Annotated in this window: 21 protein-coding genes; 13 read left to right on the top strand and 8 right to left on the bottom strand. The window is 65.2% G+C overall.

The genetic code is table 11. The features are described from left to right. Positions 1-73: 73 nt before the first annotated feature. The 4 genes from K9B33_RS19505 to K9B33_RS19490 form a co-directional block, all read right to left on the bottom strand. Positions 74-1,381, bottom strand: a complete 1,308-nt coding sequence (locus K9B33_RS19505; RefSeq protein ID WP_224550757.1) for a sensor histidine kinase — start codon at positions 1,379-1,381, stop codon at positions 74-76. 206 nt (positions 1,382-1,587) lie between these two features. Beyond that, positions 1,588-2,253, bottom strand: coding sequence for a response regulator transcription factor (locus tag K9B33_RS19500; protein WP_224550746.1), 666 nt, complete (start codon positions 2,251-2,253; stop codon positions 1,588-1,590). A 48-nt stretch (positions 2,254-2,301) separates the two neighbouring features. Then, on the bottom strand, positions 2,302-2,652 hold the full coding sequence (locus K9B33_RS19495; RefSeq protein WP_224550745.1) for a hypothetical protein: 351 nt from the start codon (positions 2,650-2,652) through the stop codon (positions 2,302-2,304). Between the two features lie 153 nt (positions 2,653-2,805). Next, the gene (locus tag K9B33_RS19490; protein ID WP_224550744.1) at positions 2,806-3,537 is read right to left on the bottom strand and encodes an SIMPL domain-containing protein; all 732 of its coding nucleotides are present in this window, start codon (positions 3,535-3,537) and stop codon (positions 2,806-2,808) included. A 138-nt stretch (positions 3,538-3,675) separates the two neighbouring features. Here K9B33_RS19490 and K9B33_RS19485 point away from each other — a divergent pair, with 138 nt between their 5' ends. The 5 genes from K9B33_RS19485 to K9B33_RS19465 all read left to right on the top strand — a co-directional run bounded on the left by K9B33_RS19485 (position 3,676) and on the right by K9B33_RS19465 (position 8,943). Next, entirely contained in the window at positions 3,676-5,457 is a 1,782-nt protein-coding gene (locus tag K9B33_RS19485) for an ABC-F family ATP-binding cassette domain-containing protein (protein WP_224550743.1), read from the top strand. Positions 5,458-5,515: 58 nt separating this feature from the next. Continuing rightward, the gene (locus tag K9B33_RS19480; RefSeq protein WP_224550742.1) at positions 5,516-6,250 is read left to right on the top strand and encodes a VIT family protein; all 735 of its coding nucleotides are present in this window, start codon (positions 5,516-5,518) and stop codon (positions 6,248-6,250) included. A gap of 37 nt (positions 6,251-6,287) precedes the next feature. Next, positions 6,288-6,833, top strand: coding sequence for a glutathione peroxidase (locus K9B33_RS19475; RefSeq protein ID WP_224550741.1), 546 nt, complete (start codon positions 6,288-6,290; stop codon positions 6,831-6,833). Positions 6,834-6,847: 14 nt separating this feature from the next. After that, positions 6,848-8,140, top strand: coding sequence for a M20/M25/M40 family metallo-hydrolase (locus K9B33_RS19470; protein WP_224550756.1), 1,293 nt, complete (start codon positions 6,848-6,850; stop codon positions 8,138-8,140). Positions 8,141-8,298: 158 nt separating this feature from the next. Continuing rightward, positions 8,299-8,943 (top strand): trimeric intracellular cation channel family protein, encoded by a 645-nt coding sequence (locus tag K9B33_RS19465; protein WP_224550740.1) that lies wholly within the window; start codon positions 8,299-8,301, stop codon positions 8,941-8,943. 25 nt (positions 8,944-8,968) lie between these two features. Here the strand turns inward: K9B33_RS19465 and K9B33_RS19460 are convergent, their stop codons facing one another. Further along, positions 8,969-9,397 carry a hypothetical protein gene (locus K9B33_RS19460; RefSeq protein WP_224550739.1) on the bottom strand — a complete coding sequence of 143 codons (429 nt, stop codon included), beginning with the start codon at positions 9,395-9,397 and terminating at the stop codon, positions 8,969-8,971. 82 nt (positions 9,398-9,479) lie between these two features. Continuing rightward, positions 9,480-11,363 carry a signal peptide peptidase SppA gene (gene sppA / locus K9B33_RS19455; RefSeq protein ID WP_224550738.1) on the bottom strand — a complete coding sequence of 628 codons (1,884 nt, stop codon included), beginning with the start codon at positions 11,361-11,363 and terminating at the stop codon, positions 9,480-9,482. 152 nt (positions 11,364-11,515) lie between these two features. Here sppA and gpmA point away from each other — a divergent pair, with 152 nt between their 5' ends. The 8 genes from gpmA to K9B33_RS19415 all read left to right on the top strand — a co-directional run bounded on the left by gpmA (position 11,516) and on the right by K9B33_RS19415 (position 19,294). Continuing rightward, entirely contained in the window at positions 11,516-12,202 is a 687-nt protein-coding gene (gene gpmA / locus K9B33_RS19450) for a 2,3-diphosphoglycerate-dependent phosphoglycerate mutase (RefSeq protein WP_224550737.1), read from the top strand. 127 nt (positions 12,203-12,329) lie between these two features. Further along, complete coding sequence (gene purE / locus K9B33_RS19445) at positions 12,330-12,818, top strand: 5-(carboxyamino)imidazole ribonucleotide mutase (RefSeq protein ID WP_224550736.1); 489 nt, start codon at positions 12,330-12,332, stop codon at positions 12,816-12,818. A gap of 10 nt (positions 12,819-12,828) precedes the next feature. Beyond that, on the top strand, positions 12,829-13,899 hold the full coding sequence (locus K9B33_RS19440; protein WP_224550735.1) for a 5-(carboxyamino)imidazole ribonucleotide synthase: 1,071 nt from the start codon (positions 12,829-12,831) through the stop codon (positions 13,897-13,899). Then, positions 13,896-14,384, top strand: coding sequence for a dihydrofolate reductase (locus tag K9B33_RS19435; RefSeq protein ID WP_224550734.1), 489 nt, complete (start codon positions 13,896-13,898; stop codon positions 14,382-14,384). The genes K9B33_RS19440 and K9B33_RS19435 overlap by 4 nt, the downstream gene beginning before the upstream one ends. A 108-nt stretch (positions 14,385-14,492) precedes the next feature. Then, positions 14,493-15,434, top strand: coding sequence for a bifunctional riboflavin kinase/FAD synthetase (locus K9B33_RS19430; RefSeq protein ID WP_224550732.1), 942 nt, complete (start codon positions 14,493-14,495; stop codon positions 15,432-15,434). 64 nt (positions 15,435-15,498) lie between these two features. After that, positions 15,499-18,375 (top strand): isoleucine--tRNA ligase, encoded by a 2,877-nt coding sequence (ileS, locus tag K9B33_RS19425; RefSeq protein WP_224550730.1) that lies wholly within the window; start codon positions 15,499-15,501, stop codon positions 18,373-18,375. After that, complete coding sequence (gene lspA / locus K9B33_RS19420) at positions 18,372-18,881, top strand: signal peptidase II (protein WP_224550728.1); 510 nt, start codon at positions 18,372-18,374, stop codon at positions 18,879-18,881. Before ileS ends, lspA begins: the two co-directional genes overlap by 4 nt. Continuing rightward, positions 18,881-19,294, top strand: coding sequence for a DUF3035 domain-containing protein (locus K9B33_RS19415; protein ID WP_224550726.1), 414 nt, complete (start codon positions 18,881-18,883; stop codon positions 19,292-19,294). The genes lspA and K9B33_RS19415 overlap by 1 nt, the downstream gene beginning before the upstream one ends. Before the next feature lie 164 nt (positions 19,295-19,458). Here the strand turns inward: K9B33_RS19415 and K9B33_RS19410 are convergent, their stop codons facing one another. Beyond that, positions 19,459-19,779 carry an ArsR/SmtB family transcription factor gene (locus tag K9B33_RS19410; RefSeq protein WP_224550725.1) on the bottom strand — a complete coding sequence of 107 codons (321 nt, stop codon included), beginning with the start codon at positions 19,777-19,779 and terminating at the stop codon, positions 19,459-19,461. Then, positions 19,766-20,215: an SRPBCC family protein gene (locus tag K9B33_RS19405; RefSeq protein WP_224550724.1), complete on the bottom strand. Its 450-nt coding sequence runs from the start codon at positions 20,213-20,215 to the stop codon at positions 19,766-19,768. Before K9B33_RS19405 ends, K9B33_RS19410 begins: the two co-directional genes overlap by 14 nt. Between the last annotated feature and the right edge of the window lie 19 nt (positions 20,216-20,234).

The following is a 20,234-nucleotide window of genomic DNA, read 5'->3' as shown; positions in this document are numbered from 1 at the left end:
CTCCAAGACAATCCCCTTCATGTAACGGAGGAGCTATAAAAGCTCGCCTTTAGACGTCGTTACGCATGCTCAATCACGCCGCTGGCAGCCGCAGCCGCACCAGCAGTCCGCCCAGATCCTCGCTTTCCTCCAGCGCGACGGTGCCGCCGTAGATTTCCGCGACGTCGCGGACGATGGCGAGGCCGAGGCCGGTGCCGGGCTTGCCGGAATCGAGGCGGACGCCGCGGTCGAAGATGCGGACGCGTTCGGTTTCGGGGATGCCCATGCCGTCATCCTCGACCAATATCTCCACCATGCCGCCGGCGCGCGCGACCACGGTGGCGAAGACGCTGCCGCCGCCATATTTGGCGGCGTTTTCGATGAGGTTGCCGAGCATTTCGTCGAGATCCTGGCGCTCGACCCGGACCGCGGCGTCCTTGTCGCCGTCCATGTCGACGCGGGCGTCGGGATAGAGGCGCTGCACCGCGCGCTCGACGGCGGTGAGGCTGGGCCAGACGTCCGCGCGGCTCTGGGCTGCTCCGCGCCGGCCGACGGCGCGGGCGCGGGCGAGATGATGGTCGACCTGCCGCCGCATCGTCGTCGCCTCGCGGATGACGGCGTCGCCCAGATCCGGGGCCCTGGCCGTCGCGGCGTTCATGATGACGGTGAGCGGCGTCTTGAGCGCATGGGCGAGATTGCCGGCATGGGTGCGCGCTTCTTCCGCCTGTCGCTCATTATGGGCGAGCAGGGCGTTCAGTTCCTCGACCATGGGCAGCACTTCGGCGGGCATGGGTTCGGTGACGCGGCTCTTGTGGCCGTCGCGCATCCGGATGATCTCCAGCCGCACCTTGCGCAGCGGACGCAGGCCATAGATGGTCTGGAGCGTCGCCAGCATGAACAGGCCGAGCGCCAGCAGCGCGAAGCTGTTGAACAGGGTCGTGCGCAGCGTCCTGATCTGCGCGTCCAGCCCTTCGCGCGCCTGGCCGACCATGAAGAGCCAGCGCGTATCGGAGCCGGGCAGGACCACGGTGCGTTCCATGACGCGCAGATCCTCGCCGGGAAATTGCTTGCTGTCATAGGTGTGGAGGTGGCGGTCATGATGTTCCGCCGGCACTTTGAGCGCGCGGTCCCAGAGCGAGCGCGAGCGCCAGTCCTCATGCCCCTTGGCGCTGATCTGGTAATAGAGGCCGCTATTGGGTTCGAGGAAGCGCTGGTCGGCCAGTTCGCGGTTGAACAGCACTTCGCCGTCCGGGCCGATTTCCGACGCGGCGATCATCGCGGTCAGGACATAATTCATGCCGTCATCGAAATTGCGCGTGATCGCGTCGCTGAGCACCCGGTCCAGTGCGACGCCCCCGCCGATCAGCAGCACGCTGATCCACAGCGCGGCGATGCCGATCATCCGCCGGCTGATGGAGCCGGTGGAGCGGACGGGGGGAGGGGATGCGGGATCGGTCATGAGGATTTTAGCTCACCCATATCCGTTCGGGCTGAGCGAAGTCGAAGCCCATACCCATGCCCATGCCAGAGCGGAGCGAAGGCGCCTCACTGCGTTCGGCGTGACCCTTCGACTTCGCTCAGGGCGAATGGGTGGCACTATCAATTCGATCAGCGCCCCGGCTCGTCCAAGCTGTAGCCGAGGCCACGGATGGTGGTGATGACGTCGGCGCCCAGCTTCTTGCGGATGCGCGTCACGAACACTTCGATCGTGTTGGAATCGCGGTCGAAATCCTGATCGTAGATATGCTCGATCAATTCGGTGCGGCTGACCACCTTGCCCTTGTGATGCAGCAGGTAGCTGAGCAGCTTATATTCCTGCGCGGTGAGCTTCACCGGGTCGCCGCCCAGCGTCACCTTGCCCGACCGGGTGTCGAGGCGAACGTCGCCGGCGGTCAGTTCGCTCGACGCATTGCCCGATGCGCGGCGGATGAGCGCGCGCAGCCGGGCGATCAGTTCCTCGCTCTGGAAGGGCTTGGCGAGATAATCGTCCGCGCCCGCGTCCAGCCCTGCGACCTTGTCCGACCAGCTATCCCGCGCGGTCAGCACCAGCACCGGGAAGGCGCGGCCTTCCTTGCGCCAGCGGTCCAGCACGGTGAGGCCGTCGATGGTCGGGAGGCCGAGGTCGAGCACGACCGCGTCATAGCTTTCGGTTGCGCCCAGGAAATGGCCATCCTCGCCATCGGTGGCGAGGTCGACGGCATAGCCCGCGCCTTCCAGCGTATTCCTGAGCTGCTGGCCCAGATTCGGTTCATCCTCGACGATCAGCAGGCGCATGGGGCTAGTCCGTTTCTGTTATTGAGTGACGTTGACGCGGCGCGGCGGTCAGCGCGCCATGCCGATGATATCGCCCGTCCGGCCATCCGCATCAACCCACATGACCTTACCGTCCTTCACATATTTCAGGCGGTAACGGTTGGAGGCGGGGTTGAATTCGCTGCCGACATAGGAAGCGCCGCCCATGGTGGCGTCGACCCGGCGCTTGATCATGGCGAAGGGCATGACCTGCCCGTCAAGCATGGCCCGGCGTGCTGCGTCCTGTTCGTCGCGGCGATTGCCCGCATCGGCGGCCGGAATGGCGACGCCGAGGGCAAGCGCGGCGGCGACCACAGCGGTCAGAGAGCGGGGCAGGCTGTTCCACTTCATATTCATGGGCATGGCATAGGCGACAGGCATTGAACAGGTGGTGAATGGCGGGAAATAACGGCTCCTTCCTTTTCGTCATCCCCGCGAAGGCGGGGATCCATCTCCAGCAATGGCCTTCTGTACGAAGTCAGGGGATGGATTCCCGCCTTCGCGGGAATGACATTTAAGGGGCAGTGCCGTTAATTACTTGTCCAGCGCGTACTGGACCGTGAGCGTGACAGAGGCGCTGACCTGGCCCGGTTCGACCGGGGTGGTCGGGGCCGCGTCCGCCTTGAACCGGGCGCTCTGCATCATCGGCATGGGCGGCTGGCCGCCGCTGTTGCTTTCGCTGATCGAGATGAGGCGTGCGGTGCGGAAGCCAGCGGCCTGCGCGTAGAAATCGGCCTGCGTCTTGGCGCTCTTGAGCGCAGCGCCGCGGGCCTGCTGGATCAGCGGCGAAGGATCGTCGATCGCGAAGCTGGGGCCGCTGATGTTCGTCGCCCCGGCCGCGACCATGGCGTCCAACGACGCGCCGACCTTCTTGATGTCGCGCAGCTTCACCGTCAGCTGGTTCGACGCCTCATAGCCGATGAAACGCGGGCCTTCGGGCTGGCCTTCGCGGTTACTATAGTCATATTGGGCAGACAGATTGATGCCGCTGGTCTGGATGTCCTTCTTGGCGATGCCGGCCTTGGCCAGCGCGGCGATCAGCTTTTCGGTCCTGATGGCGTTGTCCTGCATGGCGGCTTGCGCGGTCTGGGCGCGGGTCTGGACGCCGGTGCCGACGGTCGCGACATCGGGCGCGGCCTCGACGCTTTCGGTGACGTTCAACGTCACGACCGGCGCCGTCTCGGCGATGGTGACGCTGGTCTGGGCAACGGCCGCGATCGGAAGGGCGGCGACGCCGAGCGCCATCAGGGCGAGAGCGGATTTCATGGACTATTCTCCTCTGCGATTATGCGCCCCTATTTGGCCGGGGTGCGATGAATGGACGCTGTCGCACGTTGAAAGCCGTCCGACAGCTTTCCGGTTCCGCACTTGCCCCCGACGATATGAACCCCTAGCTGCGTGCAAATGGCAGCTCCTATTCTCTCGTTCGAAAATCTTGGCCTTTCGCAAGGCTCCCACTGGCTGTTCCGCGGCCTCAATATCGCTGTGGGCGCGAAGGACCGATTGGCCCTGATCGGCCGCAATGGCGTGGGCAAGACGACCTTGCTCAAATTGCTGGGCGGGCAGATCGAGGCGGACGAGGGCGTGCGGTCGGTGCAGCCGGGGGCGCGGGTCATCACGCTGGAGCAGGACCCGGACGTCACGCCGTTCAAGACGTTGCATGATTTCGCGCTGTCAGGCGAATTTGCGCCGCCCGCGCATGAGGTGGAGGCGATCGCCGACCAGTTGGGCATCGACCTCAGCCGGGAAGCGAAGACCGCGAGCGGGGGCGAGCGCCGCCGCGCCGCCATCGCTCGCGCCCTGGCGAGCGAGCCGGACCTGCTGCTGCTGGACGAACCGACCAACCATCTGGATATCGCCGCGATCGACTGGATCGAAAACTGGATGGCGCGCTACAGTGGTGCGTTCATCGTCATCAGCCATGACCGCGCCTTCCTGACACGGCTGACGCGCCAGACCTTGTGGCTGGACCGGGGCCAGATGCGCCGCAACGAGATCGGCTTTGGCGGGTTCGAACAGTGGATGGAAGCGGTCTATGCCGAAGAGGCGCGGGCAGCGGAAAAGCTGGACGCGAAGCTGAAGATCGAGGCGCACTGGCTGGAACGCGGCGTCACGGCGCGGCGCAAGCGCAACCAGGGGCGGCTGGCCAAGCTGTGGGAAATGCGGGCGACGCGGGCGGCGATGAACGGGCCGCAGGGGACCGCCAAGATCGCGGTGGCGAGCGACGACAGCAAGACCAAGAGCGTCATCAAGGTCGAGCATGTCACCAAGCGGTTCGGGGAACGCACGATCATCGACGACCTGTCGATCCGGGTGCAGCGGGGCGACCGGATCGGCATCGTCGGCGGCAATGGCGCGGGCAAGTCGACGCTGCTGAAGCTGCTGACCGGCGAACTGGCGCCCGACAGCGGCAGCGTGACGCTGGCCAAGACGCTGGACATGATCTTCATCGACCAGCAGCGCAGCCTGATGCAGGGCGACAAGAGGGTGCGCGACGTGCTGGCCGAAGGCGGCGACTGGATCGACGTGCGGGGAGTGCGCAAGCATATCCATGGCTATCTGAAGGACTTTCTGTTCGATCCCTCGCTGGCGGAGGCGAAGGTCGCGACATTATCGGGCGGCGAGCGGTCGCGCCTGCTGTTCGCGCGGGAATTTGCCCGCGAATCGAACCTGCTCGTGCTGGACGAGCCGACCAACGATCTGGACCTCGAAACGCTCGACCTGTTGCAGGAAGTGATCGCGGATTATGACGGCACGGTGCTGATCGTCAGCCATGACCGCGATTTCCTGGATCGCACGGTGACGGTGACTTTGGGGCTGGACGGCACCGGGGTCGTGGATGTGATCGTCGGCGGCTATGCCGACTGGATCGCCAAGCGCGACCCGCGCAAGGCGGCCAGGGTCGAGAAGAAGGCGGTGGCCGCGCCGCCGCCGCCCAAGCCGGTATCGGCCAAGCTGACCTACAAGGACCAGCGCGATCTGGAATTGCTGCCCAAGACGATCGAACAGTTGGAAGCAGCGATCGCCGGGCATGAGGAGGCGCTGGCCGATCCGGCGCTCTACGCACGGGATCGCAAGCGATTCGACACCTTGACGGCCGCGATCGAGACGGCGCGGGCAGAAAAGGATGCGGCCGAGATGCGCTGGCTGGAACTGGCGGAAAAGGCGGAAGGGCTGGCGGGATAGGGTTTCCCGCCTTCCTTTCGACAGGCTCAGGGGGCATGAATGCCGGCATAGGGGCAGCATGAAGGGCCGATCGATGGATGCGCAGACCGACACCAGAAACGACCAGCCGCACCATGCCGTTCATTATGTGAACCGCGTCGGCTGGCTGCGCGCGACGGTGCTGGGAGCCAATGACGGGATCGTGTCCACCGCCAGCCTGATGACCGGCATCGCCGCGTCGGGAGCGGACGGGCAGGCGATATTGCTGACGGGGATCGCGGCGCTGGTGGCAGGCGCGATGTCGATGGCGGCAGGCGAATATGTGTCCGTCAGCGCGCAATCCGATACCGAGCGCGCCGATCTGGCCAAGGAAAAGAAAGCCCTGGCCACCCAGCCGCACGCAGAATGGGTGGAGTTGCGCGATATCTACGTCGATCGCGGCCTGACGCCTGATCTGGCGGGGCAGGTGGCGCAGCAGTTGATGGCGGCCGATGCGCTGGGCGCCCATGCGCGCGACGAACTGGGTATTTCCGATCTGGCGACCGCCCGGCCGGTTCAGGCGGCGCTGGCATCAGCGATGAGCTTTGCCGCAGGGGCGGCGCCACCGGTAATCGTAGCGGCGATGGTGCCGACAGGAAGCGCAATCATCGCGATCGTCAGCCTGTGCATGCTGTGTCTTGCACTGCTGGGCTATGTCGGCGCGCGGCTCGGCGGCGCGCAGGTGGGCCGCTCGATGGGACGCACGCTCTTCTGGGGCGCGCTGGCGATGGCGGTGACGGCGGGCGCGGGGCATCTGTTCGGCGCGGCGATATAGTGGCAGGTTAGCGGCAATTTATACAAGGAGACGATATATGACCGACATTCAGCAGATTGCGCTCAAGACCATCAAGGGCGCCGATACGAGCCTGGCCGATTATGCGGGGAAGGTGGTGCTGGCGGTCAATGTCGCGTCCAAATGCGGCCTGACCCCGCAATATGAGGGGCTGGAGAAGCTTTACGCCGATTACAAGGACAAGGGACTGGTCGTCGCAGGCTTTCCCGCCAATGATTTCGGCGCGCAGGAACCGGGCAGCAATGACGAGATCGCGACCTTCTGCACCACCAATTTCGGCGTCGATTTCCCGATGTTCGAGAAGATCGTCGTCACCGGACCGGACAAGCATCCGCTCTACGCCGCGCTGACCAGCGCGCAGCCCGAAGCGCAGGGCGAAGGCGACGCCTTCCGCGAAAAGCTGAAAGGCTATGGCATGACCCCCAATCCGGTGCCGGAAGTGCTATGGAATTTCGAGAAGTTCCTGATCGCCAAGGATGGCAGCGTCGCGGCGCGTTTCGACCCCACGACGGCGCCCAACGACCCGGCGCTGGTGGCCGCGATCGAGGCGGAACTGGCCAAGTGATCCGGGGCCTGGTCATGGGCGCGCTGTTATTGGGCGGCGCGCCCGTCGCCCATGCGGCGCTCAGCCCGGCGGAGCGGACGATCGGCGTCACGGTCGATTCGGGCTATGAGCCGGCCATCGGCCTGCTGGAAAAGCTGGTCAACCAGAATAGCGGGTCGATGAATTTCGCCGGCGTGAAGGCCGTGGCCGACATGCTGCGCCCCGAATATGAGGCGCTGGGCTTTACCGTGACGTGGAAGCCGATGGATGCGGCCAAGCGGGCGGGGCATCTGATCGCGGTGCACAAGGGCAAGGCAGGCGGCACGAAGATGCTGCTGATCGGGCATCTGGATACCGTGTTCGAGCCGGATTCGCCCTTCCAGACCTTCAAGCGGGACGGCGATTGGGCGGCGGGGCCGGGCGTTGCCGACGACAAGGGCGGGGTCGTGACGATGCTGCTGGCGCTCAAGGCGATGCAGGCGGCCGGCACGTTGAAAAACGCCAACATAGAGGTGGTGCTGACCGGCGACGAGGAGGATGCGGGCGATCCCGTGTCCATCGCGCGGGCGGACCTGATCGCGGCGGGCAAGCGCGCCGATGTCGCGCTCGATTTCGAGGGGCTGAGCCAGCAGGATGGCAAGGATATGGGCTCGATCGCCCGCCGGTCCTCCAATAGCTGGACGCTGACCGCGACAGGCAAGTCGGGCCATAGTTCGGGCATCTTCTCGCCCAGCGCGGGCGACGGGGCGATTTACGAACTGGCGCGGATCATCGTCGCTTTTCGCAAGGAAGTGCCCGAACCCAACCTGACCTTCAATGTCGGGCTGGTCGGCGGCGGGCAGAGCGCGGAGGTCGACAAGGACGGCGTGCGCATCGCCGTGACCGGCAAGACCAACATCATCCCGCCGGTCGCGGTGGCGAAGGGTGACTTCCGTACGCTGAGCGAAGAACAGACGAAACGGGTGCAGGCGCAGATGCAGGCGATCGTCGATGCGGGGCATCTGACCGGCACATCGGCCAGCATCGCCTTCGACCTGGGCTATCCGTCGATGGCGCCGACCGCGGGCAACAGGGCGTTGCTGGGCAAGCTGAACGGCATCAATCGCGACCTTGGCCTGCCGGAAATGGCGGCGCTCGATCCGTTGAAGCGCGGGGCGGGAGACATCAGCTTCGTCGCGGCCGATACGGACGGGCTGGTGGGGTTGGGCCTGGCGTCGAGCGGCGACCATAGTCCGGCGGAAAAGGCCGACCTGTCGACGATGAAGCGGCAGGCGAAGCGCGCGGCGATATTGATGAGCCGGCTCGCCGGGGAGAAGGGGCGGAAATAGGGGAGCGAGTTGGCGCAATCCTCCGCCCTTCTTTCTGAGTAGTCGTTTCGACGGCCGGCCAACGCAGGCGCTCAGGGCAGGCATTGCGCGAAGTCGATACGGGTCTTCGACGTCGCTCAGTCCCTACTCAGCGCGAACGGTTATGGTTAGATAGATTCATGCTCCCACCCACCCCTTCGCTCGCTACCTCCATTGGCCCGGTGCTCGAAACATTGAGTATCGTCGGCACTTTCGTCTTTGCCGCGTCCGGCGCGCTGGCGGCGGCGCGGCTCAGGCAGACGTTGGTGACCTTCGCCTTCTTCGCGCTGGTGACGGGGGTGGGTGGCGGCACGGTGCGCGACCTGCTGATCGGCGCGCCGGTCTTCTGGGTGGTCGATGCGGTGCCGGCGATCGCCTGCATGGGCGCGGCGTTGCTGGTGTGGTTCACCCCGCGCAAATTCTGGAGCGAGCGGGCGCTGGACTGGCTCGATGCGATCGGGCTGGCGGCCTTTGCCGTGTTCGGTGCGGCCAAGGCGATGAGCTTCGGCGTGCCGCCCATCGTTGCGGGGATGATGGGAGTGGTGACGGGCTGCGTCGGCGGCATCATGCGCGATCTGCTGGCGGGGGAGCCGTCCATCCTGTTGCGGCCGGAATTGTATGTGACGGCGGCGGCGTTCGCGTCGGGTCTGTTCGTGGCGCTGCGCTGGGTCGGTCTGGACGTGCCGGTCGCGGGGGTGGTGGCGGCGCTGCTGGGGTTCGGGCTGCGGGCCGTGGCGATCTGGCGTGGGCTGGGGCTGCCGGTATATCGGGGGGATGAGGCGTAGGGCGGTTCGGGTAGATTTCTCTCCATCAAGGCAGGGCGTCTGACTTAGGGACGGGCAGAGAGGCTAGAATAGCGCGTAACTCTCCATTTCTGGTCGCATATCTCACGCGTTCGCAGCCATAGTCTACAGCGTAGAACTGGTTCATGGACCGTCCTGACCAATGGAAGGAAATGCCGCCGTTATCGGTGACATAATCACCATCGCAACGCTGGCCTGCGGCAATGAACGCAGATATTCTTTCGCTTGAAATGGCGTCGCGGGAGAGGCGGAAGGGCTCGGTCCTTTTTCGAAGTTCTGCAAATTGTGCCGCTGAGAGCGTGAAGCGGCCCTCGGTGCCTTTGGAATATTGTTTGAACCGCCCATTGCCGTGGCCATCGATGGCGACTTCCAGGCCGGGTGCCCAGATTTCCAGCTGCTCGATTGGTGGTGCTTCGGTTGCGCTGCACGCTGTCAAGCAGACGGCCAGGGAGGATGCAAAGTAAAATCGCATAGTCAATTTGGCACTCGCAGGCGGCAGAAGCGCATCTGTTTTCAGCTTAGCGCCACAGGCCCGCGAGCATCGCCAGGACGCCACGGTCTTCCGCGGCATTGCGCTGCCTGGGCGCACCATAGCCACGGCATTCCAGACAGTCGGCGCGCACGCCTGCGCCGATCACCAGCGCCTTGACGTCCGATACCGCCTGCATCGCCCAGCCGCGTTGCAGCCAGGCCTGTCGCGCAAGCATGTCGCGGGGTGCGCTGGCGTCACCCTTTTCACGGTCGGCGATCGACTGGACGAAGGCGGCGAAGCTGTCGGGCTGCTTCTCGATATAATAGGGTTTCGCCTTGGCGGGGTCGAGCTTCGCGCGGCGCGCGGCTTCGGCGATGGCGTCTTCGAGGCCGCCGAAGCGATCCACCAGGCCGATCTGGCGCGCGGTGCCGCCGTCCCAGACGCGGCCCTGCGCGATGGCGTCGATCGCCTGCGGGCTTTTGCGGCGCGATTGCGCGACGAGGCCGACGAAGCGGCGATAAATGTCCTCGACGCCCAACTGCATGATCTGGTCGAATTGCGGCGTGGTGCCGCCGGTGACGTCGGGCTGGCCGGAGAGCGGCGTGGTGCGCACGCCGTCGGTGGTGACGCCCATCTTCGCCAGCGTGCCTTCGAAGCTGGGGATGATGCCGAACACGCCGATGGAGCCGGTGATCGTGTCCGGCTCGGCGAAGATGACATCGGCCGGAGTCGATACCCAGTAACCGCCGCTGGCCGCGACATTGGCCATGGAGACGACCACCGGCAGTCCGGCGGACTTGGCTTTCAGGATCGCGCCGCGGATTTTCTCCGACGCCATGACCGATCCGCCAGGGGAATCGACGCGGACGACCAGCGCCTTCAAATCCTTTTCATCGAGCGCGGTCAGCAGCAGGTCGGAGACGGTGTCGCCCGCCGCGGTGCCGGGGCCGGCTTCGCCATCGACAATGTCGCCCGCGATCGTCAGCACGCCGATCTGGCCGTCATTGGCGGGCTTGCGGGCCTTCACATAGGATGCAAGGTCGATGGTGGCGAAGCTGCCGGCCTTGTCGCTGGCGGCGTCGCCGGCGATCTGGGCGACACGGTCGCCAAAGGCGGCTTCGTCGCCAAGCTTGTCGACCAGCCCGTTTGCAAGCGCCGCCTTGCCCATGTCGCCCCCGACCGCCTGCGCCGCGGCGAGCGGGTTGGCGGCGTAGGCAGCTATCTTCGCGCGGGGCCGCGCCCTGGTCACGTCGTCCTGCCAGCTTCGCCACAGGGCGCCGGCGAGCGCCTGGTTGGCCTGTTTGGCTTCGGGCGACTGTTCGGTGCGGGTGAAGGGTTCGACGAAGCTCTTATAGGTGCCGACGCGATAGACGTGGGTGTTGACGCCCAGCTTGTCGATCAACCCCTTATAGTAGAGGTTCGAGCCGCCCCGGCCCATGATCGCGACGCCGCCCAGCGGGTCGCTCCACACTTCGCTGGCATGGGCGGCGATCTGATAGCCGTCGTCGCTATAGAGGGTGGCATAGGCCAGGACCGGCTTTTTCGCGGCGCGCACGGCGTCGAGCGCCTTGCCCACGCGGGCCATCGCGACCTGGCCGCCGCCCATGAAGCCGTCGAGGTTCAGGACCACGGCCTTGACCTTGGCATCGGTCTTCGCGGCGTCGAGCGCGGCGACGATGTCGGACAGCCGATATTCTTCGCTGTCGGGCCCGGAGCCGGACAACAGCGCCATCGCGCCCACTTGCGCCGGCTGTTCCACGATGCTGCCGTCCAGATCGAGCAGCAGTGCGCCCGACGACACGGTCTTGCCCGGCTTTGGCGAGTAGGAGAGGGCGGCGTAGAGCGCGCCGAAGAAGAGCAGCAGGAAGAGCAGGACGAGGCCGTCCTTGATCGCGACCAATATGCGCCAGGCGCCCTTCACAAATGCCAAGTTGCTGCTTCCTTCCGTTGACCCTGTCTGGCTATCCGATGGACGCGCCGACTGCAATGTGGGGGGAGTGGATCGGGCGACAAGCTTGCGCGCGCGATTTAGCGCGTTATGGGGAGCCATCATTCGCCGTTATCGTGCAGGAGACGCGCCCAATGCCCACTCTCGTCCTCATCCGCCATGGCCAGTCGTCATGGAACCTGGAAAACCGCTTCACCGGCTGGTGGGACGTGGACGTGACCGAGAAGGGCGCCGAAGAAGCGCGCGCCGCCGGTCGCCTGATGGCGGAAAAGGGGCTGGACTTCGACCAATGCTATACCAGTTTCCAGACCCGCGCGATCAAGACGCTCAATCTGGCGCTGGAGGAAATGGGGCGGCTGTGGTTGCCGGTCGAAAAGGACTGGCGGCTGAACGAGCGCCATTATGGCGGGCTGACCGGCCTGAACAAGGCGGAAACGGCCGCCAAGCATGGCGACGATCAGGTCAAGATCTGGCGTCGCAGCTTCGACATTCCGCCGCCGGTGCTGGAAGCGGGCAGCGCATTCGACCTGTCGGCCGACCGCCGCTATGACGGTATCGCCATCCCGTCGACCGAGAGCCTGAAGGACACGATCGCGCGCGTCCTGCCCTATTGGGAGGCGACGATCGCGCCCGACCTGAAGGCCGGCAAGCGCGTGCTGATTTCGGCGCATGGCAATTCGCTGCGCGCGCTGGTGAAGCATCTGTCGAACATTCCCGACGACGAGATCACCCATCTGGAAATCCCGACCGGTCAGCCGATCGTCTATGAACTGGCGGACGATCTGCGCGCGATCGAGCGTTATTATCTGTCGGAGCGGTAAGAGTGCCGCCGTCCTGACCGCGAACGGAAATTAACTGACAGTTATATTGCCCCTTGGCGGCCCGACCGCTAAGGGGCTTTGCTTTCCGGGCGACCTGTCGCGTCGCTCGTCCCAGGGGAAGCAGCATATGAGCGGGGCAGTCACGGTCGGCATCATCATGGGGTCGCGGTCCGATTGGGACACGATGCGCCATGCCGCCGAAACGCTCGAAGCGCTGGGCGTGCCGCACGAATGCAAGGTGGTGTCGGCCCACCGCACCCCGCAGCGCCTCTATGACTATGCCACCGGCGCGGTGGGCCGCGGCTTGAAGGTCATCATCGCCGGGGCTGGCGGGGCGGCGCATCTGCCCGGCATGACCGCGTCGATGACCCGCCTGCCGGTGCTGGGCGTGCCGGTCGAATCCAAGGCGCTGAAGGGCATGGATTCGCTGCTGTCCATCGTCCAGATGCCCGGCGGCATCCCCGTCGCCACGCTGGCGATCGGCAAGCCCGGCGCAATCAATGCGGGACTGCTCGCGGCATCTATCCTGGCAACGACCGACGATGTGCTGGCCGACCGGCTGGACGCCTGGCGTGCGCGCCAGACCGAGGCCGTGGCCGAAACCGTCGAGGATTGAAGGCAGGATCATGACGACCATCGCGCCCGGCGCCACCATCGGCATTCTCGGCGGCGGCCAGCTCGGCCGGATGATCGCCACCGCAGCGGCGCAACTGGGCTATCGCACCCATATCTACGCGCCCGAAGACAGCGGCCCGGCCGCCGACGTGTCACCCAACTGGACGCGCGGCGCCTATGAGGACCCGCAAGCACTGGGCGATTTTGCCGACAGCGTCGATGTCGTCACCTATGAGTTCGAGAATATCGATCCCGCCGCGGTCGAGGTGCTGTCCACCCATGGGCTGGTCCGCCCCGGCGCGCAGGCGCTGCGTGTGGCGCAGGACCGGCTGGCGGAGAAGCGCTTCGTTTGCGACCTGGGCGGGCTGACCGCGCCCTTTGCGCCGGTCGAGAGCCTGGACGATCTGGAAAGCGCGATCGAGCAGGTCGGCAGCCGCGCGATCCTGAAGACCAACCGGATGGGCTATGATGGCAAGGGGCAGGCGCGCCTGTCCGAGCCGGGGGATGCGGTGGGCGCGTGGAACGCGATCGGACGGCAGAGCGCGATATTGGAAGGGTTCGTGACCTTCGACCAGGAATTTTCGGTGATCCTGGTGCGCGGCCATGACGGCGCGGCGCGATTTTGGGATTCGGCGGCCAATGTCCATGTCGATGGCATATTGGCGACCTCGACCGTGCCCGCGGGCGCGTTGATCGCGGGGCAGATGGCGCAGGCGCGCGGCATGGCGCAGAAGATCGCCGACGCGCTGGGCTATGTCGGCGTGCTGACCTGCGAATTTTTCGCCAGCGCCGATGGGCCGGTGTTCAACGAAATGGCGCCGCGCGTGCATAATAGCGGCCACTGGACGATCGAGGGCGCGGTGACGAGCCAGTTCGAGAACCATGTCCGCGCCATTTGCGGCCTGCCGCTGGGCGACACGGCGCTGGCCGCGCAGGGCGTGGCGATGCGCAACCTGATCGGCGACGATGTCGACGACTGGCAGGCCATCCTGTCCGACCCGGCGAACCACCTGCACCTCTATGGCAAGCATGAGGCGCGGCCGGGTCGGAAGATGGGGCATGTGACGCGGTTGACGCTGTGAGCGCCGAAATCGTCCTCGTCCTCGCCCGCGCCGACAATGGCGTGATCGGCAAGGATGGCGACCTGCCCTGGCGCCTGCCCGCCGACCTCAGGCATTTCAAGGCGGTGACGCTCGGCCATCCGATGGTGATGGGACGCAAGACGTTCGACAGCCTGCCCGGCCTGCTGCCCGGTCGTCGCCATATCGTGCTGACGCGCGATCGCAACTGGCGCGGGGAGGGGGCGGAAGCCGCCCATGACGTCGAAAGCGCGATCGCCCTGGCTGATGCGCCGGTGGTGATGGTGATCGGCGGGGCGGAAATCTATCGGTTGTTCCTGGGCCAAGCCGACCGGATCGAACTGACCGAGGTGCATCTGGAGGCGGCGGGTGACGCGAGCATCGCCTATCCCGATCCGGCGGACTGGCGCGAAACTGCGCGGGCGGACCATGAGGCGCTGGATGGGCGGCCGGCCTATAGTTTCGTGACGTTGGTGCGGACGCGTTGATCGTCGCGATCCGTTTGCGCAGCGCCCTTCGACGTCGCTCGGGGCGAACGGATGACAGGGCAAGCATCCTGATTGCCACGCCCCATCCACCCCCCTATAGGCCGCGGCATGGAGCGGCTTAGCAGCAGCGCCCCGATCCCTGCGCATCTGCGCGGGAGCATCATGGCGCTCGGCAATTTCGACGGGTTTCACGCGGGCCATCAGGCGGTGGTCGCGCGGGCGATCGCGCGTGCGCGCGCCGAAGGGCGACCGGCGATCGTCGCCACCTTCGATCCGCATCCGGTGCGGCTGTTCCGGCCCGAAACGCCGTGGTTCCGCCTGACGACGCTGGACCAGCGGCAGGCACTGTTCGCCGCGGCGGGGGCCGACGCGATGCTGGTGTTCGCCTTCAACCCCGCCATGGCGGCGATGCGGGCGGATGAGTTTGCGGCCTTCCTGGTGCAGGAAATGGGTGCGGCCGGTGTGGTGACGGGGGAGGATTTCACCTTCGGCAAGGCGAAAGGCGGCACCGTCGCCACGCTGGCCGAACTGGGCGCGGCGCTGGGCATGGCGGCGGAAGCGGTGCCGGCCGTGACCGATAGCGGCGGCGAGATCATTTCCTCCAGCCGTATCCGCGATGCGCTCAAGGCCGGCGATTGCACCACCGCGACGCGGCTGCTGACGCGGCCCTTCACCATTCAGGGGGTGGTGCAGCATGGCGACAAGCTGGGCCGGACCATCGGTTTTCCGACCGCCAATATCGACATGGGCCATTATCTGCGGCCGGCCTATGGCATTTATGCGGTGCGCGGGCTGTTGGCTGACGGGCGGGTGCTGGATGGCGCGGCGAACCTGGGTATCCGTCCCAGCTTCGATCCGCCCAAGGAATTGCTGGAGCCGCATTTCTTCGATTTCGCCGAAAGCCTCTACGACCAGATCATTGAGGTGCAGTTGATCCACTATCTGCATCCCGAGTTGAAATATGACGGGCTGGACGCGCTGATGGCGGGGATCGCGAAGGACTGCGTGGACGCGCGGCAAATCCTTGCGGGAACGCCCCGGCTCGCTTAATGCCGCGCAGTTATTCCTAAACCCGTTCGCGGCGCGAGCGGATGTTTGTAGATACCGGACACCCATGACCGACGCACCTGATTATAAGTCCACCGTCTTCCTGCCCGTCACCGACTTCCCGATGAAGGCCGGCCTGGCCCAGAAGGAGCCGGCGATCGCCGCCAAGTGGGAGGCGATGGACCTCTATGGCAAGCTGCGCGAGAAGCGCGCCGGCCGCGAACGCTTCATCCTGCATGATGGCCCGCCCTACGCCAATGGCGACATCCATATGGGCCATGCGATGAACAAGGTGCTCAAGGACATCATCGTCCGGTCGCAGTCGCTGCTGGGCAAGGATGCGCCCTATGTTCCGGGCTGGGATTGCCACGGCCTGCCGATCGAATGGAAGATCGAGGAAGAATATCGCAAGAAGAAGCTGAACAAGGACGAGGTTCCGCCGTCCGAATTCCGCGCCCAGTGCCGCGCCTATGCCGACAAATGGGTGGACGTGCAGAAGGAGCAGTTCAAGCGGCTGGGCGTGATGGGCGACTGGGCCGATCCGTACCTGACCATGAAGTTCGACGCCGAAGCGACGATCGTGGGCGAGTTGCTGAAATTCGCGGAAAGCGGCCAGCTTTATCGCGGCGCCAAGCCCGTCATGTGGTCCCCGGTCGAAAAGACCGCGCTGGCCGAGGCGGAAGTGGAATATGAAGATGTCACCTCGACCCAGATCGACGTGGCGTTCGAGATCGTCGAAGCGCCCAATGCGCCCGAACTGGTCGGCGCGCATGCGGTGATCTGGACGACGACGCCCTGGACGATCCCGGTTAACCAGGCGATCGCTTATGGGGAAGAGATTGACTACGTTCTTGTTGAAGCGCTGGATGGGAATGCTCAGCCCTTCTCGCCGCCTCAGCGGTACCTCGTCGCTACAGCGCTATCAGAAGCTTTCCAAGAGCGAGTGACGGCTTTCGATCCCAGCATAATTGCTTTCGCGGTGGACAAGTTCTTTTATGGTCCATCACTCGCCGGCGCCATCACCCGTCACCCGATGCATGCGCTGGGCGGCTTCTTTGCCAAACCGCGTCCGCTGCTGCCCGCCGACCATGTCACGACCGACGCAGGCACCGGCCTCGTCCATATGGCGCCCGACCATGGCGAGGAGGATTTCATCGCCTGCAAGAAGCTGGGCATCGACCCGGTCTTTGCGGTCAACGATGCGGGCTTCTATCGCGACGACTGGGATTGGCTGGCCGGGCAGGGCAGCGTCATCAACACCAAGTTTAATGGTCCCGAAGGGCCGATCTGCACCGATCTGCGCGCGGTCGGCGCATTGCTGAGCGCCAGCGACTTCCGCCACAGCTATCCGCATAGCTGGCGGTCGAAGGCGCGCATCATCTATCGCTGCACCCCGCAATGGTTCATCCCGATGGACAAGCCGCAGGAAGGCGCGGTGGTCGATGTCGAGGGCGGCGTGATGCCGACTCCGGTTATCAGCGGCAACGGCCCGACGCTGCGCGAAATCGCGCTCGACGCGATCGAGCAGACTCGCTGGGTGCCCGAGCGGTCGACCAACCGCATTCGTTCGATGGTGGAAGGGCGCCCCGACTGGGTCATCAGCCGCCAGCGCGCCTGGGGCGTGCCGATCGCCCTCTATGTCCATCGCAAGAGTGGGCAATATCTGGTTGATCCCGCGGTCAATGCCCGCATCATCGAAGCCTTCAAGGGTGCCGGGGCTGACGCATGGTTCGGCGCGGATCATCAGGCGCTGCTCGGCCCGGACTATGACCTCAACGACTATGAGGTCGTGAACGACATTCTGGACGTCTGGTTCGACAGCGGCTCCACGCACAGTTTCGTGGTCGAGGGCCGCTATGGCGAAGGCGTGCGCGCCGACCTGTATATCGAGGGTTCGGACCAGCATCGCGGCTGGTTCCAGTCCTCGCTGCTGGAAAGCTGCGGCACGCGCGGCCGCGCGCCCTATGGCGCGGTGCTGACCCATGGCTTCGCACTGGACGGCACCGGCAAGAAAATGTCCAAGTCGCTGGGCAATGTGGTCGATCCGCTCAAGATCATGAGCGAGAGCGGCGCGGACATTTTGCGCGTCTGGGTCGCCAGCACCGACTATTTCGATGACGTCCGCATCGGCAAGGAAGTGCTGGCCGGCTCGTCCGACGCCTACCGCAAATTGCGCAATACATTCCGCTACATGCTGGGCGCTCTTTCCGACTATGATGAAGAGGGCGAAGCGGTGTCCTACGCGGAAATGCCGGAGCTGGAGCGCTATATGCTCCACCGTCTGGCGCTGCTCGACGCGGAACTGCGCGCCGTGGTGGACAAGGCGGCGAAGAGCGGGAACTGGCTGGAATTCAGCCGCTACACCCGCGCCATCTTCGATTTCGCGAACAGCGACCTCAGCGCCTTCTTCTTCGATATCCGCAAGGATTGCCTCTATTGCGATGCGAAGTCGGACCCCAAGCGGCGCGCCTATCGCACCCTGCTAGACACGCTGTTCCATGCGCTGGTGCGCTATGTGGCGCCGATCATCCCCTTCACGGCGGAAGAAGTGTGGCAGAGCCGCTTCCCCAATGAGGAAGAGAGCGTCCATTTCCTGGAATGGCCCGAAGTCGACCGTCACTGGATCAACAGCCATCTCAATGACAAATGGGGCGAACTGCGCAGCCAGCGCGAACAGGTGAATGAGGCGATCGAGCCCTTCCGCCGCGAGAAAATCATACGGTCCAGCTTGGAGGCTGACGTCACCATGGGGGAATTGCTGCCCAGCGACGGTGTCGACTTCGCTGAAGTGGCGATCGTCGCGCGCGTGACCATGGGCGTGGGCGACGGCATCGTGGTGAAGCCCAGCGACTGGCATAAATGCGGTCGCTGCTGGCGCAAGCTGCCGGAAGTGACTGAGGACGGCACGCTATGTGACCGCTGTGACGAGGTGCTCAAGGCATGAGCGCGGTCAATCACCGCCCGCTGGGCCTGACCGTCGCGATCGTGACGCTCGCGCTCGACCAGCTCATCAAATATAGCGTGACCTATCCGCTGGCGCTCAAGAGCCGGGTGGACGGGATCGACATCCTGCCGATCTTCCGTTTGCGCTGGCTGGAAAATCGTGGCGTTTCCATGGGCTTCTTCCATGCCGATACGGATGTCGCGCGCTGGGCGCTGGTGGGCATGACGATGCTGATCGCCGGCTTTGTCGGCGTGTGGATGTGGCGCGAGAAGGCGCGGCAGGATGTCGCCGCGCTGGGTCTGGTGCTGGGGGGGGCGATCGGCAATATCGTCGATCGCATGCGGCTGGGCTATGTCGTTGATTATGCCGACCTGCATTTCGGCGAGTGGCGGCCTTTCCTGATTTTCAACCTGGCGGACGCCGCCATCACGATCGGCGTGTTGATCCTGCTTGCGCGGGCGTTGCTGCTGCGCGACAAGGGGGCAAAGACGGAGACTTTGAAGTAATGCGTAAACTGATCCTAGCTGCCGGCCTTGTGTCCATCCTGTCCGCCTGTGGCGGCGGTGGTGGCCTGATGAACCGCCAGCGCCCCGACGAATTCGCCGTCTCGCGTCAGGCGCCGCTGATCATCCCGCCCGACTTCGCATTGGTGCCGCCTGCGCCGGGGACGCCGGCCGCTGCGTCGGTCGATTCGAGCAAGGCGGCGATGGACGCGATGTTCGGCGGTCCTGCCGCGCGTAGCGCCGGCGAAGGCGCCACGCTCAACGCCGCGGGGCGCGCCAACGCCGCATCGGGCATCCGTTCGTCGGTGGGCGATCCGGGCACCGAAGTCGTGGACAAGGGGGCCACCACCCGCGACATCATCGCCGCGCCCGAAGGCGACGGCCAGGAAGCGCGCGCCGCGACGCCGCAGCCTTAAGGACGACCTTTGGACTAGTTTGGGTTGGCAGGCGACAGGGGTGATCCCTGTCGCCTGCCGCGATAGAGCGCGCTGCGTTTAATCGGACGCAAGTCGCACGCTCCGGCTTTTGTTGTCGCATCGTTTCAAGCAGAAAAGCGGTTCCCACTTTTCCGCACGATGCTTTAGCTGGCCTCGATAAAAGCCTTGAGCCGGGCGAGGGGGCCGTCCCATTGGGCATTGACGTCGTCCAGCCACGACCGGGCGGCTTCGATCGCCTCCCGATGCAGCGCATAATGGACTTCGCGTCCGTTCTTGCGACGATGCACCAGCCCCGCGCCGTGCAGCACGTCCAGATGCTTGGCGACCGCCTGCCGGCTGATCGCCAGCCCTTCGCCCATTTGCACGATCGATCGTTCGCCGCCGTCGCTGAGGCGACCGACCATGCCCAGCCGGGTCGCGTCGCCCAGCGCGGCGAACAATTGCGCCGGTTCAGCCTTCGACATAGCGTCTGATATTCTGCACCTGCTCCGCCCAGCCGCCGTCGTTGGAGCGCAGGACGCTGGCGCGGCGCGGTTCGGGGACGGAATCGAACCCGCTTTCGGTGACGGTCAGCCTTGTGCCGCCGGCGGTCGGCTCCATCCGAAACTCGACCAGCGTCCATTCGGGCACGCCGTTCCGGATCGCATCCTCGTCGCCGCCGGTGGCGGGCCATTCGAAGGCGAAGCGGGTCATCGGCTCGATCGCGACGGTGCGCGATTGCCAGGGGAAATGTTCGTAGCCGGGATAGGTCATGTGACCGGTCGAGCCTTGCCCGACGGCGAAGGGCTGGTCGAGCGCGACCAGAAACCAGGCGCCGAATTTTTCATGATCGATAAGCGCGTCCCATACCCTGGCGATGGGCGCGGCGATGTCGATGGTCTTGATGATATGGTCGGGCATATAGGCAACCTCCTGATTG

This window comes from Sphingobium sp. 3R8, assembly GCF_020166615.1.
Lineage (GTDB): Bacteria > Pseudomonadota > Alphaproteobacteria > Sphingomonadales > Sphingomonadaceae > Sphingobium > Sphingobium bisphenolicum.
This window is presented reverse-complemented; position numbering and strand designations above follow the sequence as displayed.

Excerpts from the sequence above, each read along its gene's own strand:
- K9B33_RS19505 (WP_224550757.1), bottom strand. The coding sequence starts at position 1,381 with ATGATCGGCATCGCCGCGCTGTGGATCAGCGTGCTGCTGATCGGCGGG.
- K9B33_RS19500 (WP_224550746.1), bottom strand. The coding sequence starts at position 2,253 with ATGCGCCTGCTGATCGTCGAGGATGAACCGAATCTGGGCCAGCAGCTC.
- K9B33_RS19495 (WP_224550745.1), bottom strand. The coding sequence starts at position 2,652 with ATGCCTGTCGCCTATGCCATGCCCATGAATATGAAGTGGAACAGCCTG.
- K9B33_RS19490 (WP_224550744.1), bottom strand. The coding sequence starts at position 3,537 with ATGAAATCCGCTCTCGCCCTGATGGCGCTCGGCGTCGCCGCCCTTCCG.
- K9B33_RS19485 (WP_224550743.1), top strand. The coding sequence starts at position 3,676 with ATGGCAGCTCCTATTCTCTCGTTCGAAAATCTTGGCCTTTCGCAAGGC.
- K9B33_RS19480 (WP_224550742.1), top strand. The coding sequence starts at position 5,516 with ATGAAGGGCCGATCGATGGATGCGCAGACCGACACCAGAAACGACCAG.
- K9B33_RS19475 (WP_224550741.1), top strand. The coding sequence starts at position 6,288 with ATGACCGACATTCAGCAGATTGCGCTCAAGACCATCAAGGGCGCCGAT.
- K9B33_RS19470 (WP_224550756.1), top strand. The coding sequence starts at position 6,848 with ATGGGCGCGCTGTTATTGGGCGGCGCGCCCGTCGCCCATGCGGCGCTC.
- K9B33_RS19465 (WP_224550740.1), top strand. The coding sequence starts at position 8,299 with ATGCTCCCACCCACCCCTTCGCTCGCTACCTCCATTGGCCCGGTGCTC.
- gpmA (WP_224550737.1), top strand. The coding sequence starts at position 11,516 with ATGCCCACTCTCGTCCTCATCCGCCATGGCCAGTCGTCATGGAACCTG.
- purE (WP_224550736.1), top strand. The coding sequence starts at position 12,330 with ATGAGCGGGGCAGTCACGGTCGGCATCATCATGGGGTCGCGGTCCGAT.
- K9B33_RS19440 (WP_224550735.1), top strand. The coding sequence starts at position 12,829 with ATGACGACCATCGCGCCCGGCGCCACCATCGGCATTCTCGGCGGCGGC.
- K9B33_RS19430 (WP_224550732.1), top strand. The coding sequence starts at position 14,493 with ATGGAGCGGCTTAGCAGCAGCGCCCCGATCCCTGCGCATCTGCGCGGG.
- ileS (WP_224550730.1), top strand. The coding sequence starts at position 15,499 with ATGACCGACGCACCTGATTATAAGTCCACCGTCTTCCTGCCCGTCACC.
- lspA (WP_224550728.1), top strand. The coding sequence starts at position 18,372 with ATGAGCGCGGTCAATCACCGCCCGCTGGGCCTGACCGTCGCGATCGTG.
- K9B33_RS19415 (WP_224550726.1), top strand. The coding sequence starts at position 18,881 with ATGCGTAAACTGATCCTAGCTGCCGGCCTTGTGTCCATCCTGTCCGCC.
- K9B33_RS19410 (WP_224550725.1), bottom strand. The coding sequence starts at position 19,779 with ATGTCGAAGGCTGAACCGGCGCAATTGTTCGCCGCGCTGGGCGACGCG.
- K9B33_RS19405 (WP_224550724.1), bottom strand. The coding sequence starts at position 20,215 with ATGCCCGACCATATCATCAAGACCATCGACATCGCCGCGCCCATCGCC.